Origin of the sequence: Pseudomonas sp. RL_5y_Pfl2_73, assembly GCF_963970515.1 — a bacterium.
In the GTDB taxonomy this organism is placed as follows: domain Bacteria; phylum Pseudomonadota; class Gammaproteobacteria; order Pseudomonadales; family Pseudomonadaceae; genus Aquipseudomonas.
Genome location: NZ_CAXAPD010000002.1, coordinates 78,510 through 95,806, shown reverse-complemented (window position 1 = coordinate 95,806; position 17,297 = coordinate 78,510). Strand labels below are relative to the sequence as shown.

16 protein-coding genes are annotated in these 17,297 nt (G+C 60.4%); 11 read left to right on the top strand and 5 right to left on the bottom strand.

The features are described 5' to 3' along the window. The first annotated feature begins 1 nt into the window (after window position 1). From AACY42_RS02205 to AACY42_RS02195, 3 genes are all read left to right on the top strand, one after another. Window positions 2–1,162: an ABC transporter ATP-binding protein gene (locus AACY42_RS02205; protein WP_339475960.1), complete on the top strand. Its 1,161-nt coding sequence runs from the start codon at window positions 2–4 to the stop codon at window positions 1,160–1,162. Window positions 1,163–1,289: 127 nt separating this feature from the next. Further along, window positions 1,290–2,636 (top strand): carbohydrate porin, encoded by a 1,347-nt coding sequence (locus AACY42_RS02200; protein WP_339475957.1) that lies wholly within the window; start codon window positions 1,290–1,292, stop codon window positions 2,634–2,636. 299 nt (window positions 2,637–2,935) lie between these two features. After that, window positions 2,936–3,790, top strand: a complete 855-nt coding sequence (locus tag AACY42_RS02195) for a D-hexose-6-phosphate mutarotase (protein WP_339475954.1) — start codon at window positions 2,936–2,938, stop codon at window positions 3,788–3,790. A 140-nt stretch (window positions 3,791–3,930) separates the two neighbouring features. Here the strand turns inward: AACY42_RS02195 and AACY42_RS02190 are convergent, their stop codons facing one another. Beyond that, a complete protein-coding gene (locus AACY42_RS02190; RefSeq protein WP_339476465.1) occupies window positions 3,931–4,791 on the bottom strand; it encodes a MurR/RpiR family transcriptional regulator in 861 nt (286 codons plus the stop codon). A 196-nt stretch (window positions 4,792–4,987) separates the two neighbouring features. Here AACY42_RS02190 and zwf point away from each other — a divergent pair, with 196 nt between their 5' ends. The 3 genes from zwf to AACY42_RS02175 are packed head-to-tail and all read left to right on the top strand — an operon-like array spanning window position 4,988 to window position 7,840. Continuing rightward, on the top strand, window positions 4,988–6,457 hold the full coding sequence (gene zwf / locus AACY42_RS02185; protein ID WP_339475951.1) for a glucose-6-phosphate dehydrogenase: 1,470 nt from the start codon (window positions 4,988–4,990) through the stop codon (window positions 6,455–6,457). After that, complete coding sequence (pgl, locus tag AACY42_RS02180; protein WP_339475949.1) at window positions 6,444–7,157, top strand: 6-phosphogluconolactonase; 714 nt, start codon at window positions 6,444–6,446, stop codon at window positions 7,155–7,157. The genes zwf and pgl overlap by 14 nt, the downstream gene beginning before the upstream one ends. Before the next feature lie 17 nt (window positions 7,158–7,174). Next, the gene (locus AACY42_RS02175) at window positions 7,175–7,840 is read left to right on the top strand and encodes a bifunctional 4-hydroxy-2-oxoglutarate aldolase/2-dehydro-3-deoxy-phosphogluconate aldolase (protein WP_339475947.1); all 666 of its coding nucleotides are present in this window, start codon (window positions 7,175–7,177) and stop codon (window positions 7,838–7,840) included. Between the two features lie 286 nt (window positions 7,841–8,126). On the opposite strand, the gene AACY42_RS02170 is transcribed toward AACY42_RS02175, so the two are convergent. After that, window positions 8,127–9,314, bottom strand: coding sequence for an aminotransferase class V-fold PLP-dependent enzyme (locus AACY42_RS02170; protein ID WP_339475945.1), 1,188 nt, complete (start codon window positions 9,312–9,314; stop codon window positions 8,127–8,129). 17 nt (window positions 9,315–9,331) lie between these two features. Beyond that, window positions 9,332–9,568 (bottom strand): DUF3820 family protein, encoded by a 237-nt coding sequence (locus AACY42_RS02165; RefSeq protein WP_339475943.1) that lies wholly within the window; start codon window positions 9,566–9,568, stop codon window positions 9,332–9,334. A gap of 207 nt (window positions 9,569–9,775) precedes the next feature. Here AACY42_RS02165 and AACY42_RS02160 point away from each other — a divergent pair, with 207 nt between their 5' ends. The 4 genes from AACY42_RS02160 to AACY42_RS02145 all read left to right on the top strand — a co-directional run bounded on the left by AACY42_RS02160 (window position 9,776) and on the right by AACY42_RS02145 (window position 13,686). Further along, window positions 9,776–10,243, top strand: a complete 468-nt coding sequence (locus AACY42_RS02160; RefSeq protein ID WP_339475940.1) for a PA2169 family four-helix-bundle protein — start codon at window positions 9,776–9,778, stop codon at window positions 10,241–10,243. Window positions 10,244–10,619: 376 nt separating this feature from the next. After that, window positions 10,620–12,620, top strand: coding sequence for an FUSC family protein (locus AACY42_RS02155; protein WP_339475938.1), 2,001 nt, complete (start codon window positions 10,620–10,622; stop codon window positions 12,618–12,620). Then, window positions 12,607–12,813 carry a DUF1656 domain-containing protein gene (locus AACY42_RS02150; RefSeq protein ID WP_003198565.1) on the top strand — a complete coding sequence of 69 codons (207 nt, stop codon included), beginning with the start codon at window positions 12,607–12,609 and terminating at the stop codon, window positions 12,811–12,813. Before AACY42_RS02155 ends, AACY42_RS02150 begins: the two co-directional genes overlap by 14 nt. Window positions 12,814–12,822: 9 nt before the next feature. Next, a complete protein-coding gene (locus AACY42_RS02145; RefSeq protein ID WP_339475937.1) occupies window positions 12,823–13,686 on the top strand; it encodes an HlyD family secretion protein in 864 nt (287 codons plus the stop codon). Window positions 13,687–13,869: 183 nt separating this feature from the next. On the opposite strand, the gene AACY42_RS02140 is transcribed toward AACY42_RS02145, so the two are convergent. Both AACY42_RS02140 and AACY42_RS02135 read right to left on the bottom strand, forming a co-directional pair. Then, the gene (locus AACY42_RS02140) at window positions 13,870–14,340 is read right to left on the bottom strand and encodes a MaoC family dehydratase (RefSeq protein WP_072342114.1); all 471 of its coding nucleotides are present in this window, start codon (window positions 14,338–14,340) and stop codon (window positions 13,870–13,872) included. Window positions 14,341–14,384: 44 nt separating this feature from the next. Further along, a complete protein-coding gene (locus tag AACY42_RS02135) occupies window positions 14,385–15,329 on the bottom strand; it encodes an alpha/beta hydrolase (RefSeq protein WP_339475931.1) in 945 nt (314 codons plus the stop codon). A 210-nt stretch (window positions 15,330–15,539) separates the two neighbouring features. On the opposite strand from AACY42_RS02135, the gene fadD2 reads away from it, so the two are divergent. Further along, window positions 15,540–17,228: a long-chain-fatty-acid--CoA ligase FadD2 gene (gene fadD2 / locus AACY42_RS02130; protein WP_339475929.1), complete on the top strand. Its 1,689-nt coding sequence runs from the start codon at window positions 15,540–15,542 to the stop codon at window positions 17,226–17,228. Window positions 17,229–17,297 lie beyond the last annotated feature (69 nt).

Sequence of the window (17,297 nt, the reverse complement as noted above, 5' to 3'; positions counted from 1 at the left end):
CATGGCAACGCTTGAACTTCGCAACGTAAACAAGACCTATGGTGCCGGCCTGCCGGACACCCTGAAGAACATCGAGTTGTCGATCAAGGACGGTGAGTTCCTGATTCTCGTCGGGCCTTCGGGCTGCGGCAAGTCGACGCTGATGAACTGCATCGCGGGCCTTGAGACCATCACCGGTGGCGCGATCATGATCGGTGATCAGGATGTCAGCGGCATGAGCCCGAAGGATCGTGACATCGCCATGGTGTTCCAGTCCTACGCGCTGTACCCGACCATGAGCGTGCGCGAGAACATCGAGTTCGGCCTGAAAATTCGCAAGATGAACCAGGCCGCCATCGACGAAGAAGTCACCCGCGTGGCCAAGCTGCTGCAAATCGAACACCTGCTCAATCGCAAGCCCGGCCAGCTTTCCGGTGGCCAGCAACAGCGCGTGGCCATGGGTCGGGCACTGGCGCGGCGGCCGAAGATCTACCTGTTCGACGAACCGCTGTCCAACCTCGACGCCAAGCTGCGGGTCGAGATGCGTACCGAAATGAAACTGATGCACCAGCGCCTGAAGACCACCACGGTCTACGTGACCCACGACCAGATCGAAGCCATGACCCTGGGCGACAAAGTGGCGGTGATGAAGGACGGGATCATCCAGCAGTTCGGTACGCCGAAAGACATCTACACCAACCCGGCCAACCTGTTCGTGGCGAGTTTCATCGGTTCGCCACCGATGAACTTCATCCCACTGCGCCTGCAACGCAAGGACGGTCGCCTGCTGGCGCTGCTCGACAGTGGCCAGGCCCGTTGCGAACTGCCGATGGGCATGCAGGACGCCGGCCTGGAAGACCGTGAGGTGATCCTGGGTATGCGCCCGGAGCAGATCATGCTGGCGGGCAGCGAGTCCAATGGCTTGCCGACCATTCGCGCCGAAGTCCAGGTCACCGAGCCTACCGGGCCGGACACCCTGGTGTTCGTCAATCTCAACGACACCAAGGTCTGCTGCCGCCTGGCGCCGGACGTGGCGCCGCAAGTCGGGGAGACCCTGACGCTGCAATTCGATCCGTCGAAAGTGCTGCTGTTCGACGCTCAGTCCGGTGAACGCCTGGGCGTGGCCGGTCAGCCGCAGGCAGATGCCCGGTCGGCGAACGTGGCGCAGTTCAAAGGCCGATGAAGAACAGATGGGGGAGCAGGCCTGCTTCCACAGCAAGGAGTATGCGGTGGATGGGGACATCCGCCGCAATCGTTGTAAACCGCGTTAGATAAAAACAGTTAATAACAATAAAGACGAGGATGTAGGGATGAAGAAGAAAAACAACGCCCAGCTTATCTGCCAGCTATCAGCCGTTGCGGCGATGATGCTGGCCGGTAGCGCACACGCTGCCGACGCGTTCAGCGCCGATTCGCAGTGGATGACGGGTGACTGGGGGGGCGAGCGGACCAAGCTGATCGAACAAGGTATCGATATCAAGGCTGACTTCGTCGGTGAGATGGGCGCCAACCTCGACGGCGGTTACAACGATGACAAGACGGCGCGTTGGTCCCAGCAGTTTGGCTTGGGCGTCGCGCTGGACCTGGAAAAACTGGCGGGCTGGGGCGACACAACGGCCAAGATTCAGTTCACCCGGCGTGATGGTCGCAACATCTCTAACGACCGTATCGGCGATCCACGTGCCGGTACCCTCAGTTCTTCCCAGGAAGTCTGGGGTCGTGGGCAAACCACCCGTCTGACCCAGTTGTGGATCCAGCAAAAGTATTTCGACAGTAAGCTGGATGTCAAAGCCGGTTATTACGGTCCAGGCGAAGACTTCAACACCTTCCCGTGCGAGTTCCAGAACCTGGCGTTTTGCGGTTCCCAAGCGGGTAACTGGGCAACCGGCATCTGGTACAACTGGCCGATCATGCAGGCGGCGATTCGCGTCAAGTACAACCTCACGCCTGAGCTCTACGCGCAGATCGGTGCCTACAACCAGAACCCTTCGCAACTGGAAAACAAAAACCGCTATAAACTCAGCGGCAGTGGCACCAAGGGCACTCTCATTCCGATCGAGTTGGTCTGGTCGCCCAAGCTCAATAGTCTGCCGGGCGAGTACCGTATCGGTTACTACAAAAGTACGGCCAAGGCAGATGACGTCCGTAAGGACGACGATGGCAACGACGCCGCGACCACCGGCAACGCCTATCGCAGCCACAGCAGCAAGGACGGCTACTGGTTCGTGGCGCAGCAACAGCTCACCACCCACAACGGTGACGCTTCGCGCGGTCTGAACATCGCCGCCAACGCCACCTTCCACGACAAGGAAACCAACTTCGTCGACAACTACCAGTCGCTGATGTTCGTGTACAAAGGGCCGTTCGATGCGCGTCCTAAAGATGACGTCGGGATCGGTTTCTCCCGTATCCATGTCAACGAAGACGTGAAGAAAAACGCCGAACTGGTCAACGCCGCCAATGGCGTCAGCGACTACGATGATCCACTGTTCGCGCCGTTGCGTGGCACCGAGTACAACTACGAGATCAACTACGGTTTCCACGTGACCAACTGGCTGACCGTGCGTCCCAACCTGCAATACATCACTCACCCAGGTGGTGTGGATGAAGTCGACAACGCGCTGGTGGCCGGCCTGAAAATTCAGTCGGTGTTCTAACGCTGTTGCGATAAGCTCCTCTCTATGTGCGCATATTTGCGGACAGCCAAGGCTGTCCGCTTTTTTTTGGGGAGCGCAGGACTTGCTCTCGCTGGGTTCTGTAGGAGCTGGCGAAGGCTCGGGCCGCGTTCGGACGATCTTTTGAGTTTGATCTTTCGCTCTCGATTCAATGGGCTGTGGAAAGATCGCAGCCTCGCTTCGCTCGACAGCTCCAGAACCGAACGGGAGCAAGCTCCCTCGCCACAAAAAAGAAGTGTCGTCCAAAGTTGGGTATTCAATGATTTCCAGGACCGCGGCCCATGCATGAGCATCCGCTACAACGCTTTTTCAGATCCTTGCGCGAGCGCCCGGTGTTCGCGTGGGAGCGCTATCAGCAGCGCGATGTGTTGCTGATCGATCACCCGTTGTGCCAAGCGGTGTTCAGTCGTCAGGGCGCACAGTTGCTACATTTTCAGCCCAAAGGCCAGAAGCCCTGGTTGTGGTGTGCAGCCAAGTGGCCGCAAGTCGGTGCGATACGCGGCGGGGTGCCGGTGTGCTGGCCTTGGTATGGCCGTCATCCCAGTGAAAACGCCTGGCCGTCCCACGGTTGGGCGCGGTTGATCGACTGGAAACTGCTCGACAGCCGCAGCGATGAAGACGGTGTGCATTTGCACTGGCAACTGCAGTTGTGCGACTGGCAAGTGGACCTGCATGCAGACCTGGGTGAGCGCATGGAGCTGCGCTTGAGCACCGAGCATCAGGACAGCCTGCCGTGCCAGTTGAGCCAGGCGCTGCACGCCTATTGGCGTATTGGTGATGTCGGCGAGGTAGCGCTGTCTGGCCTCGAAGGCGCCCAAGGCTATGACCAGTTGAACCGTGCGATTTGCCAGCAGGAAGGCGAGTTACGGGTCGAGGGTGGTTGCCAGCGAGTGTTCCAGCATGAGGGAGAGTTGCAGCTCAAGGACCACGCTTGGCAGCGTGAGTTGTGCATCGACACCGGCGCCAGCGCCGACACCGTGGTCTGGCATCCCGGTGCGCGGCCGTTGCTGGGGGTGAGTTGGGATGAGGTCTGCGAATTCGTCTGCGTCGAAGCGGCCAGTGGCGGCACCGACAGCCTGTGCCTGGCACCGGGGGAGCGGGCGCATCTGAGTTTGCAGGCGCGAGTGGGGGCTTGATTCAGGATGTGGGGTGTGGCGGCTGGCCCTTTCGCGAGCAAGCCCGCCCTCACAATGGATCTTGGGTGTTCACAAAAACCCTGTGGGAGCTGGCTTGCTCGCGAAGAGGGGTTATCGGGCGCCGAAAACCCTGAATCGGATCAGTTGAACTCATCCCCCACCGGATACCGGCTGGCGTTCAAACTTTCCTTGATCTTGCGCAGGTGCGGCTGGAAGTCCACGCCCCGACGCAGGGTCATGCCGGTGGCCAGCACATCCAGTACGGTGAGCTGGATGATCCGTGAGGTCATCGGCATATAGATATCAGTGTCTTCGGGCAGTGGAATGTTCAGGCTCAGGGTGCTGGCCTTGGCCAGTGGCGAGTTTTCGGCAGTCAAGCCCAGCACCGATGCGCCGTTTTCCCGGGCGATGCGCGCCACTTCCACCAGTTCGCGGGTGCGGCCGGTGTAGGAAATGATCACGAACAGTTCACCGGTATGGGCCACCGACGCGATCATGCGCTGCATCAGTACGTCGGCGTGCGCGGTTACCGCCAGGTTGAAGCGGAAAAACTTGTGTTGGGCATCCAGCGCCACCGGGGCGGAGGCGCCGAGGCCGAAGAAGTGGATTTGCCGGGCCTGGATCAGCAGGTCTACGGCGCGACTGATCAAATTGGGATCAAGGGCCTGGCAGGCGCTGTCCAATGAGGCAATGGCACTGCCAAAGATTTTCCGGGTGTAGGCTTCCGGGTCGTCGTCGGCCTCCACCGCACGGCTCACATACGCAGCGCCGCTGGCCAGGCTTTGGGCCAGTTGCAACTTGAGTTCCGGGTAACCGCTGACGCCGAACGAACGGCAAAAACGGTTGACGGTCGGTTCACTGACCGAAGCCGCCTGGGCGAGGGCGGCGATGCTGAAGCGGGTCGCCTGCTGCGGGTTGAGCAGGATGATCTCGGCCACCTTGCGTTCGGCCTTGTTCAGGTCTTCAAGGCGACTCTGGATCTGTTCCAGTAAATTTCGCACGCGGTCCATACAAGATTCCTAGGAAGACGGGTCTTTGATACGACCCTTTGCGGTGGCCTATCCTACTGATGGCTCCGACGGACCACCACTCGGAATCGGTATTTTCGAAAAATGTTGTGGTTATTACTACATTTTTCCTTGAGTGATGCCTTGAAAAAAGGTATTTGTAGTTTAACTTGATAAAAGAACAAACATCATGCCTTCGATTACGGTTGAACCGTGCACCTTTGCCCTATTTGGCGCGTTGGGCGATCTGGCCTTGCGCAAGCTCTTTCCTGCCCTGTATCAGCTTGATGGCGCCCAATTGTTGCACGAGGACACGCGGATCATCGCGCTGGCCCGTGAACCCGGCAGCGAGCAGCCGCACTTGGCATTCATCGCCGCCGAACTGCGTCGCTACGTCGGTGAAAAAGACCTGGACGAAGCCGTACTCGAGCGCTTCCTGGCACGATTGACCTACCTGCACGTGGATTTCCTCAAGGCCGACGATTACGTCGCCTTGGCCGAAGCAGCCGGTTCGGCCCAGCAGGTCATTGCCTATTTCGCCACCCCAGCGGCGGTGTATGGGGCGATCTGCGAGAACCTGGCGAAGGTTGGTTTGAGCGAGAACACCCGTGTCGTGCTGGAGAAGCCCATCGGCTCGGACCTGGAGTCTTCGCGCAAGGTCAACGACGCCGTGGCACAGTTCTTCCCGGAAAACCGTACCTATCGCATCGACCATTACCTGGGTAAAGAGACCGTCCAGAACCTGATCGCGCTGCGGTTCGCCAACAGCCTGTTCGAAACCCAGTGGAACCAGAACTACATTTCCCACGTGGAAATCACCGTGGCCGAGAAGGTCGGTATCGAAGGCCGCTGGGGTTATTTCGACAAGGCTGGCCAACTGCGGGACATGATCCAGAACCACCTGTTGCAGTTGCTGTGCCTGATCGCCATGGACCCACCGGCTGATTTGTCCGCCGACAGCATCCGTGACGAGAAGGTCAAGGTGCTCAAGGCCCTGGCGCCGATCAGCCCGGAAGGCCTGACCACCCAGGTGGTGCGCGGCCAATACATCGCCGGCCACAGCGAGGGCAAGGCAGTGCCTGGCTATCTCGAAGAACCCAACTCCAATACCCAGAGCGACACCGAGACGTTCGTCGCCCTGCGTGCCGACATTCGCAACTGGCGTTGGGCCGGGGTGCCGTTTTACCTGCGTACCGGCAAGCGCATGCCGCAAAAGCTGTCGCAGATCGTCATTCACTTCAAGGAGCCGTCCCACTACATCTTCGCGCCCGAGCAGCGTTTGCAGATCAGCAACAAGCTGATCATCCGCCTGCAACCGGACGAAGGGATTTCCTTGCGGGTGATGACCAAGGAGCAGGGCCTGGACAAGGGCATGCAATTGCGCAGCGGTCCGTTGCAACTCAACTTCTCCGATACCTATCGCAGCGCACGTATTCCCGATGCCTACGAGCGGTTGTTGCTGGAGGTCATGAACGGCAATCAGAACCTGTTTGTCCGTAAAGATGAAATTGAAGCCGCGTGGACGTGGTGTGACCAGTTGATCGCCGGGTGGAAGAAATCCGGCGATGCGCCCAAGCCGTATGCGGCCGGGTCCTGGGGGCCGATGAGCTCCATTGCACTGATCACGCGGGATGGGAGGTCATGGTATGGCGATATCTGAAGTGAAACTGCCGCAGGGCGTTAGCGCCCATGAGTTCAAGAACCCGGTGGTGCTGGCCGAAGGCCTGGCGCTGAAAGTGGCCGAGCAGTTGCGCAATGCAATCGAGACGCGCGGTGCGGCGACCCTGGTGGTCTCCGGTGGCCGCAGCCCGGTGGCGTTTTTCCAGCACCTGGCCAAGCAGGCGCTGGACTGGTCCAACGTGGTGGTCAGCCTGGCCGATGAGCGCTGGGTACCGGTTGAGCACGCCGACAGCAACGCCGGCCTGCTCAAGCGTTACCTGCTGCAAGGCGCGGCGGCCAAGGCCCAGTTCCTGAGCCTCTACAGCGCCAGCGCCAACCTGGAAGCAGCTGCCGAGCAGGCCGATCGTCTGCTGGCCGAGCTGCCGCTGATCGATGTGCTGGTATTGGGCATGGGCGATGATGGGCACACCGCCTCGCTGTTCCCTGACAGCCCGAACCTGGCCCAGGCCCTGGACGCTAACGGCACACGTCGTTGCTGGCCGATGCTGGCGCCGACCGTGCCGCACCAGCGCTTGACCATGAGCCGTGCCTTGCTGGCTTCGGCGCAACACAAAGTGCTGTCGATTTCCGGTCAGTCGAAATTGACCACCCTGAACGCTGCGGTGGCGGGAGACGATGTCGCCGAAATGCCGATCCGCGCGTTTTTGCAACCTACGTTAGAGATTTACTGGTGCCCATGAACCAAGGATCAGCCGCTATGACAAACCCATCCCCGACCGTTTCCATGGCGGACAAAGTTGCCCTGATCGACAGCCTCTGCGCCAAGGCGCGGATTCTGCCAGTGATCACCATCGCCCGTGAACAGGACATCCTGCCGCTGGCCGATGCCCTGGCTGCCGGTGGCCTGACGGCGCTGGAAGTGACACTGCGTTCCCAATACGGCCTCAAGGCTATCCAGGTGCTGCGCGAGCAGCGTCCTGAATTGGTGACCGGTGCCGGCACGGTGCTCGACCGCCAGATGCTGGACGCCGCCGAGGCTGCCGGTTCGCAGTTCATCGTCACCCCGGGCATCACCCGTGATCTGCTCGAGGCCAGCGTCTACAGCTCTATCCCGTTACTGCCCGGCATCAGCAACGCCTCGGGCATCATGGAAGGCTACGGCCTGGGCTATCGCCGCTTCAAACTGTTTCCGGCTGAAGTCAGCGGCGGCGTCGCGGCCATCAAGGCCTTGGGTGGCCCGTTCGGCGAAGTGAAATTCTGCCCGACTGGCGGCGTGAGCCCGGCCAACATCAAGAGCTACATGGCGTTGAAAAACGTGATGTGCGTGGGCGGAAGCTGGATGCTTGATCCTGAGTGGATCAAGAACGGCGACTGGGCCCGCATTCAGGAATGCACCGCCGAGGCCTTGGCACTGCTGGACTGATTGTTTTACCGAACCTCGTTGGGTGTTCTACGGTTTTACGGTGCGCTTGGTCGGCGCGCCGTTTTTTTTTGCCCGGTTTTTTATGGCAGTACAAAATTCTTGTGGCGAGCTTGCTCCCGCTGGGCTGCGTATAGGAGCTGTGTAGGAGCTGACGAGTGCAACGAGGCTGCGATCTTTCCACTGACAATTGAGTCGAGAGCGAAAGATCAAGATCAAGATCAAAAGATCGTCCGAACGCGGCCCGAGCCTTCGCCAGTTCCTACAGGGCCCAGCGGGAGCAAGGGATCTAGGTACTGCTCAGTTCGATCAGCGCTCGGGTCAACCGCTGAATGTCGCTCGCCAGGGTGACCAGGCCGGGTGTGATGCGGATGCATGGCCCAACGCTCGTGTTGCGTACCACGGTGAAGATCCCATAGTCATTGAGCAATCGATCGGCCATTGCCTGCTGGTCTGTATGGGCGGTGAAGCGCATCGCGGTGATTGCGCAATAGAGACGCCCGTCATCCGGGGTCATGACTTCGATACCCGGCACATCGCGCACGGCCCTCACCCACAGGTCACGCAGGTAACAGAGACGCGCGCCTTTGGCCGAAGCGCCACCCAGAGCCTGGTGTTCTTCGAAGACCAGCGGCAGCGTGAGCAAGGCAGGGATATTGGGCGTGCTGTGGGGCGTGCGCGAGCGGATGTCGGTGACGGGGTAGCTGTCTTCGTCCATGTCCGGGTCGATGTCGGCCAACCGCTGCGGGGCGATGTACAGGAAGCCCTGGGAGAGGGGCCCGCCGATCCACTTCTGCAGGTTGAATCCGGCAAATTCGATCCCGAGCTTCTTCAGGTCGAAATCGATCTGGCCCAGGGCGTGGGCACCGTCGAGGATGATGTCGACGACAAACTCGCGGGCATTCTCGGCAATGGCCTGGACCGGCATCACCAGCCCGGTGAGGTGGTTGACGTAGGTCAGCATCATCAACTTGAGGCGAGGGTAGCGAATGAACGCTTCGCGATAAGTGCCCACCAGGCTTTCGAAACTGGCCGGGTGCTGGTGGACGATTTCGATCACCTCCACGCCCCGCTGGCGGGCCAGCCAGCGCATCGCGCTTTTGACCGAGGCGTATTCCAGATCACAGATCAGCACTTGATCGCCTGGCTTGAGGCCGTTGTAGTTGCGAATCAGCGTCTGCAAGGCATCCACCGCGCTGCCGGCCAACCCCACGCTTTGGGGTGAAGCGTGGATCAGCCGGGCCACCTGTCGACGAATGGCTTCGCCGTGTTCACGGTCGAAATGCTGGCGCACATACACCGAGTTGCCTTGGTTGATGAATTCGATGTTGCGCTGGTACTCCTCCACCACGGTGCGGGACATACGTGCGAAGTAGCCGTTTTCCAGGTTGAGCGGGCCGTCGGGATCGACGTCGTAGCGGCCGGCAAACGTCTGCCAGAAAGCTTCATCGTGGGCGCGTAGCGTGTTTTCTGGCATGGCGGGGGCTCAATTGCTCAGGGGCGAGGCTTGGGTCTGCCATATTTGGCACGCAATGGATCGAGCAGGTCCGACAGCCCGTTATGATCGATTTCCTGCATCAGTGCCAGCAAGCCACCCAGTTCGCCGTGAGGAAAACCCTCGCGGGCGAACCAGTTCAGGTATTGACCGGGCAGGTCAGCCAGGATTCGACCCTTGTATTTGCCGAACGGCATTTGACGCGTGATGAGCAATTCGAGCTTTTCCGGGTTCATGGCAATCGTCTTGATTCAAATCTGCCTCGAAAATACAGGCATTCTGCATGCAGGCCAAATGACAGATCATGCAAATAACGCGGATACAGTTTTCTGAGATTTCATTAACTTGCTGATTTTAAAGAAAATTAACTGAGTTATTTGACTGGCATGGCCGATGCAATATCCCTTGCAGGTTTTTTATTCCCCCAGCAAAGGAGCTGAAAAATGACTGACACCAACAAAGAAGCCATCTCCGTCTTGAACGACCTGATTGAGATCAGCAAAGATGGTCAGCAAGGCTTCAAGACCTGTGCTGAAGACATCAAGCACCCAGAGCTCAAGGCGTTGTTCGTTCAACGTGCTGCCGATTGCGCGACCGCTGCGGCCGAGCTGCAAGCGGCGGTTCGCTCGTTGGGCGGCGATCCGGAAACTTCCACCAGCGTCGCCGGTGACCTGCACCGTCGTTGGGTGGACGTGAAATCCATGTTCACCGGCCAGGATGAAGAAGCGGTGCTCAACGAAGCCGAGCGCGGCGAAGACCATGCGCTCAAGGCCTACAACGAAGCGCTGGAGAAAATCAGCAAGAACAACCTGGTGGGTATTCGTGATCTGGTTGAGCGTCAGTACCACGGTGTGCAACGCAACCATGACCAGGTCAAGGCACTGCGTAACCAGACGCGCGCCAACAGTTAAGCACGCGGTCAACGCCAAAAAAAACGCCAGCATGCCTGGCGTTTTTTTGTCGACAGAGATCACCTCGCTGGGCCCATAGGCGCTGTGTAGGCGCTGTGTAGGAGCTGTCGAGTGAAACGAGGCTGCGATCTTCCCCAGACACTTGAATCTCAAGCGAAAGATCAAAAGATCAAAAGATCAAAAGATCAAAAGATCAAAAGATCGCAGGCTTCGCCAGCTCCTACAGGTTCTAGCGGGAGCAATCTGCGACCGCCAAAGCGTTCGCATGATTGGGCGACAAACAACTCTGGACTCTAATAGATAGCTAGCTAATAATTGCGTCGCCTATCCCTGCATTGCATCTATTGTTACTGGCGTCCCCCAAAGAGTTTTTCGCGTGCCCATAACCTTCCAGGCCTTGTTTGCCCCTGACCGTCTCGCTTTGCAGTTCGCCATCAAGACGGTGCTTGGCGCTGGGCTGGCGTTGTGGCTGGCGCTGCGCTGGGGGTTGGAGCAGCCGTCATGGGCGCTGATGACTGCGATCATCGTCGCCCAGCCACTGTCCGGGATGGTGGTGCAGAAGGGGCTGGCGCGATTGCTTGGCACGTTGGTGGGCACCGTCATGTCGGTGGTGTTCATGGGCCTGTTTGCCCAGGCGCCCTGGTTGTTCCTGCTAGCCTTGGCGCTCTGGCTGGGGTTGTGCACAGCCTGTTCGACGCTGCTGCGCAGTGCCTGGTCGTATTCATTCGTGTTGGCCGGCTACACGGTGGCGATCATTGCCTTGCCAGCCATTTCCCACCCGCTGGGTATATTCGACCAAGCGGTGGCGCGCTGCACCGAGATCAGCCTGGGCATCGTCTGCGCCACGGCGGCCAGTGCCTTGCTCTGGCCGTTGCGGGTCGAGCGGCAATTGGCCGGTCAGGCATTTGCTGCCTGGCAGAGCGGCATGCAGGCCGCCCGTGCGACCCTGGCTGGCGATGCCCAGGCCCGTAAAGGGTTGCTGGAAATTCTGGGCAGGATCGTCGCGGTGGATGCCCAGCGTGAACATGCCTGGTTCGAAGGCAGCCGTGGCCGACAGCGAGCCCGAGCTATCAGCGGCTTGAGTCAGAAATTGCTGATGCTGCTGCGCCTTTCGCGCTCGGTGCGTCGGCAGTGGAAACAACTCGACCCCGAGGAGGCCAAGGCCCTCCGGCCGTGGATGAACGAGGTGCAGCAAGCCCTCGACGCCGACGATGCGACCCTGCAAGCCTTGCGCCCCCGGGTGTGGGATGCGTCTCATGACCCGCAGATCAGCTCGGCACAAAGTTACTGCCTGGCGCGGTTTGCCTTGTTGCTCGACACCGCCCTGGCCGCTTGCGCGGCTTTGACGGCGGTGCAGGAGGGCAGGGAAGCGGCGGATCCACCGCGAACCCTGGCGCCTCATCGTGATCTGTCCCTGGCCATGGTCTTCGGCGCTCGCAGCGCCCTGGCGTTTTTGGTCGTTGCCGGTTTCTGGCTGGCGACCGCCTGGCCCGCCGCATCGGGCGCGATGCTGTTGACGTGCGTGGTGTGCAGCCTGTTCGCCAGTCGCGAAAACGGCGCGCAGATCGGCATGAGTTTTCTGCGCGGCATCCTGTTGGCCGTGCCAACGGCGTTCGTGATTGGTGAGCTCGTACTCCCGCAATGGAGCAGTTTCGCGATGCTCGGCATGGCCATGGGCGTGCCGTTGTTTTTCGGCGCGCTGGGTATGGCCAAGCCGCAGATTTTCGCCACGGCGACGTCGTTCTGCCTGCATTTCGTGGTGTTGATTTCACCGCTCAATGCCATGAAGTACGACGTCGCGGCGTTCTTCAACAACGCCCAGGCCATGATGATTGGTGTGGGCGCGGCGGTGCTGGCCTTCAATCTGCTGGTTTTGCGTAACCCGGCCTGGCACAGCCGCCGCCTGCTGTCCGCGACCCTCCACGATCTGGTGCGCCTGACCCATCGCAGCCTGCGTGGCGCTGAAAGCTGGTTCGGCGGGCGCATGGCCGACCGGCTGTTGCAGTTGGCGCGGCATTACCCCGAATTGCCGGTGCAGGCGCGTAGCCGCTGGGACGATGGTTTGCTGGGCCTGGACATTGGCGATGAACTGTTGCATTTGCGCCTGAGCCTGGCCGTCGCCCAGGTGCCCGATACCCGGGCGCAGCGCCGGTATTTCGAAGCGCTGGAGCAGGTGCTTGAGCACGGCCCGGCCGGTGACCGGGCCGATGCGCTGGCCCCGGCAAGCGCCGAGTTCCTGAACGTATTGTCGACGCAGCCGCCCGGTGACGCACTGAAGCTGGCCCTGGGCGCGGTGGTGCAATTGCAAAACAGCTGGCGCGCCTGGTGCCACCAGCACGAACCTGAACGACGGGAGCACAGCCATGGGCTTGCGTGAGTGGTCGATTGGCGGGGTGTTGCTTAGCCCGTTCCTGATTTATGTGGTGCTGGCGTTGCTGGTGACCGGTGCGTTGCGCCTGTTGCTCAGCCTGGTGCCGGCCGGGCGCTGGATCTGGCATGAGGCCTTGTTCGACTGCGCCCTGTATGTCTGTGTCCTGACCGTTATTACCGTGGTCCTCGGGCCGCTATAGGAGTTGAACATGCGTACATCCGTACGTGTCGCCGTCACGCTGTGCATGGTGGCCGTGGCGATCTTCGCCGGGTTTCACTTGTGGCAGTACTACATGCTCACACCCTGGACCCGCGATGCGCGGATCCGCGCCGACGTGGTGGTGATTGCACCCGACGTGTCGGGTTGGGTGCGCGAGCTCAAGGCGGTGGATAACCAGCAGGTCAAAGCCGGCGATGTGTTGTTGAATATCGACCGTGAGCGTTTCGAGGCGGCGGTGGAGAAGGCTCGGGCCGTGGTCCAGACGCGCCAGCAGCAACTGAGCCTGCGCGAACACGAAGCCACCCGCCGCGCCGCCCTTGGGCCCCAGGCCATCAGTGCCGAACTGCGGGAAAACGCCCAGATCAACGCCGGCATCGCTCGAGGCGAACTGCGTGAAGCCCAGGCCGAGGCCAAGGTGGCCGAGCTCAACCTGGCGCGCAGCCAGGTCCTGGCTCCACGCAACGGTCACATCACCAACCTGCGCCTGGCCGAAGGCAACTACGTGAATGCCGGGCAGCCGGTGATGGCGCTGATCGACGACTCGACGTTCTATGTGCAGGCCTATTTCGAAGAAACCAAGTTGCCGAGGATCCGCGTCGGTGACCCGGTCAAAATCTGGCTGATGAGCGCCGGCCATGCCCTGCAAGGGCATGTCGAGAGCATCAGTCGTGGCATTACCGACCGCAACACCAACCCCGATGCGCAGTTGCTGGCGGAGGTCGAGCCGACCTTCAACTGGGTGCGCCTGGCCCAGCGGATACCGGTGCGGATCAAATTGGACAAGGTGCCGGAGGGGGTGAACTTGAGCGCCGGGATGACGGCGAGCGTGCAGGTGCGCGAAGACCAGCTGTAACTCGTTGCACAATGGCCATTGTGGCAAGGCGCCTGCTCTGTGGGAGCAAAACTTGCTCGCGAAACGAGCGCCTACTGCTCAAGGACCGCATCACCATCATCGCGGGCAAGTCTTGCTCCCACAGAAGCCCTGCTCCACAGAGCGGGCGGCTTGCCACATGCCATTCACTTTAGAGCGCGGTAATCAACCCACAGTAATCGTAGGCAACGTCGGCAAGGTCACGGTCTGCTGCTTGCGCGGTGCGAGGATTTCGGCCTCGCCGTCCACCACCAGCTCGTCGCGCTGGTTGAACACACGTGTGGCGATGCGCACGCGGAATTTCGGCAGTTTTTCCAGGATTTCCAGGCGCACGGTCAGGGTGTCGCCGATTTTCACTGGTTTCTGGAAGCTCATCTGCTGACCGATATAGATAGTGCCCGGCCCAGGCAACTCGCAGGCCACCGCCGCGCTGATCAGCGCACCGCTGAACATGCCATGGGCGATGCGCTCCTTGAACATGCTCGCGGCGGCGAACTCGGCGTCCAGGTGCACCGGGTTGTGATCGCCCGACATCGCCGCGAACAGCTGGATATCACGCTCTTCGACGGTCTTGCTGTAGCTGGCGGTCTGGCCGATTTCGAGGGCTTCGTAAGGGGTGTTGGTAACCTGGGTCATCTGTTTCAAATCCTGTGACGGGTAAAGGAAAAAACGCTGCAAGCCTACTCGCTGCGTGGCGGCCGCTTGCGGCTCAGGGCCTGGGCAATCCAGGCCAGCACGTCGGCGGTCACTTCATCGCGGTTGGTTTCATTGAACAGTTCGTGCCGGGCCTGCGGGTAAATCGTCAATTGCAGGTGCCGGATGCCGGCGTCACGCAAGGCGTCGGCCAGATCCTTCAGACGCTTGCCTTCGCTCACCGGATCACATTCGCCACCCATCACCAGCAGGGGCAGGCCCGGATCGATCTGGGCGAGATTGGACGCTTTGCTGATTTGCTGCAACCCGCCGAGCAGGTCGACCCACAGTTGATTGGAGCAACGAAAGCCACACAGCGGGTCGTGGACGTACTGGTCGACTTCGGCCGGGTCGCGGCTGAGCCAGTCGAAGGGGGTACGCGTGGGTTTGAATTTCTTGTTGAAACTGCCGAACGACAGCCACTCGATCAATGCGCTGCGCCCGGTGGCACCCTGGCGCCAGCGTTCGAAGCGGGCGATCAGGCGAGCGCTGCGGTAGAGCGTCACCGGCTGAAAGTTCGAGCCGCTGAGAATCGCCCCGTGCAGGCTGGCGCTGTGATGCAATAAATAACCCTGGGTGATGTAGCTGCCCATGCTGTGGCCGAGCAACACGATGGGGGTTTCGGGGTGTTGTTGACCGATGTGCTGGTTGAGGCTGGCCAGGTCGCCCACGACCTTGGCCCAGCCGTCCTCGTCTGCAAAGTGGCCGAGAATCGCTTCCCCGCCCGTCTTGCCATGGCCGCGCAAGTCCATGGCGCAGACACCGTAGCCTTCGTCGCACAACGCCTGGGCCAGGCGTGCATAGCGGCCGCTGTGTTCGGCCATGCCGTGGGCCAGCATGATCACCGCCAACGGGGCGGTTTCAGGCAGCCATTGGTTGACGAGCAGGCGGCTATGGTCGGTCGCGGTCAGCCAGAACGTTTGGTGGATCATGGCGATTCCTTTGCACAAAGTCAGACGCAGCGTCGCTGCATTGTATAGCGCATCCATTGCGTCTCGCCCATGGCAAGAAGATTCACACAATCTATGACGCAGGTTGCCATATTTGCCTGATTGGCCATAGCTGCTAGTGTCCCAAGAGCTCCGCCTCTGTAAGCGATACAGACGCGGCCCGGACATGCTCAGGTAAAGAGGACAAAAACAATGCAACCTGATTTCTGGAATGACAAGCGCCCGGCCGGCGTGCCCCTGGATGTTGATCTGGGGACCTACAAGTCGGTGATCGAGGTGTTCGAACGTTCCTGTAAGAAATTTGCCGACCGTCCGGCGTTCAGCAACATGGGGGTGACCCTCACCTATGCCGAGCTCGAGCGCTACAGCGCGGCTTTCGCCGGCTACCTGCAAGCCCACACCGACCTGGCACCGGGTGATCGAATCGCGGTGCAGATGCCTAACATTCTGCAATACCCGATCGCCGTATTCGGAGCCTTGCGCGCCGGGCTGATCGTGGTCAACACCAACCCGTTGTACACCGTGCGGGAAATGCGTCATCAGTTCAAGGACTCCGGTGCTCGGGCGCTGGTGTACCTGAATATGTTCGGGCAGAAAGTCCAGGAGGTGTTGCCCGATACGGACCTGCAGTACCTGATCGAAGCGAAGATGGGTGACTTGATGCCCACCGCCAAGGGCTGGCTGGTCAACACGGTGGTGAGCAAGGTCAAGAAAATGGTCCCGGCCTATTCGCTGCCCCAGGCCACTTCCTTCAAGAGCACCTTGCGTCTGGGACACGGCCAGGGCATCAAGCCGCTGACAGTCAGTCTCGACGATATTGCGGTATTGCAATACACCGGCGGCACCACCGGGTTGGCGAAAGGCGCGATGCTGACCCACGGTAACCTGGTGGCCAACATGCAACAGGCCCGGGCCTGCCTGGGACAGCTCGGTGATGACGGCCATCCACTGCTGCGCGAAGGCCAGGAGGTCATGATCGCGCCGTTGCCGCTCTACCATATCTATGCGTTTACGGCGAACTGCATGTGCATGATGGTGACCGGCAACCACAACGTGCTGATCACCAATCCGCGGGACATCGGTGGTTTCATCAAGGAACTGAAGAACTGGCGTTTCTCGCTGCTGCTGGGGCTCAACACATTGTTCGTGGCATTGATGGACCATCCGGATTTCAAGACCCTGGATTTTTCCAACCTCAAGGTCACCAACTCGGGTGGCACGGCGCTGATCAAGGCCACCGCCGAGCGCTGGGAGCAGATCACCGGTTGCGGCATCACCGAAGGGTATGGCCTGACCGAAACCTCGCCAGTGGCCAGTGCCAATCCTTATGGCGGCAAGTCCCGGTTGGGCACGGTGGGGATGCCGGTGCCGGGCACGCTGATGAAAGTGATCAACGACGATGGCGTCGAGCAGCCCTTCGGCGAGCGCGGCGAGCTGTGCATCAAGGGCCCGCAGATCATGAAAGGCTACTGGAACAAGCCTGAGGCCACAGCCGAAGTGCTGGACCACGAGGGCTGGTTCAAGTCCGGCGATATCGCAGTGATCGATCCGGACGGTTTCGTGCGCATCGTCGACCGCAAGAAGGACATGATCATCGTCTCGGGCTTCAATGTGTACCCCAACGAGATCGAAGACGTGGTGATGGCCCATCCCAAGGTGGCCAACTGCGCGGTGATCGGCGTGCCGGACGAGCGTTCGGGGGAGGCGGTGAAACTGTTCGTGGTGGCGCGGGAAACCGGGGTCAGCCTTGAAGAGCTCAAGGCCTACTGCAAGGAGAACTTCACCGGCTACAAGATCCCCAAGCACATCGTGCTGCGGGAGTCGTTGCCAATGACCCCGGTGGGCAAGATTCTGCGACGGGAGCTGCGGGATATCGCCTGAGGTTAGAGAAGTCCAGTAGACATCCTGTGGGAGCGAGCCTGCTCGCGATAGCGGTATACCAGTGACAGC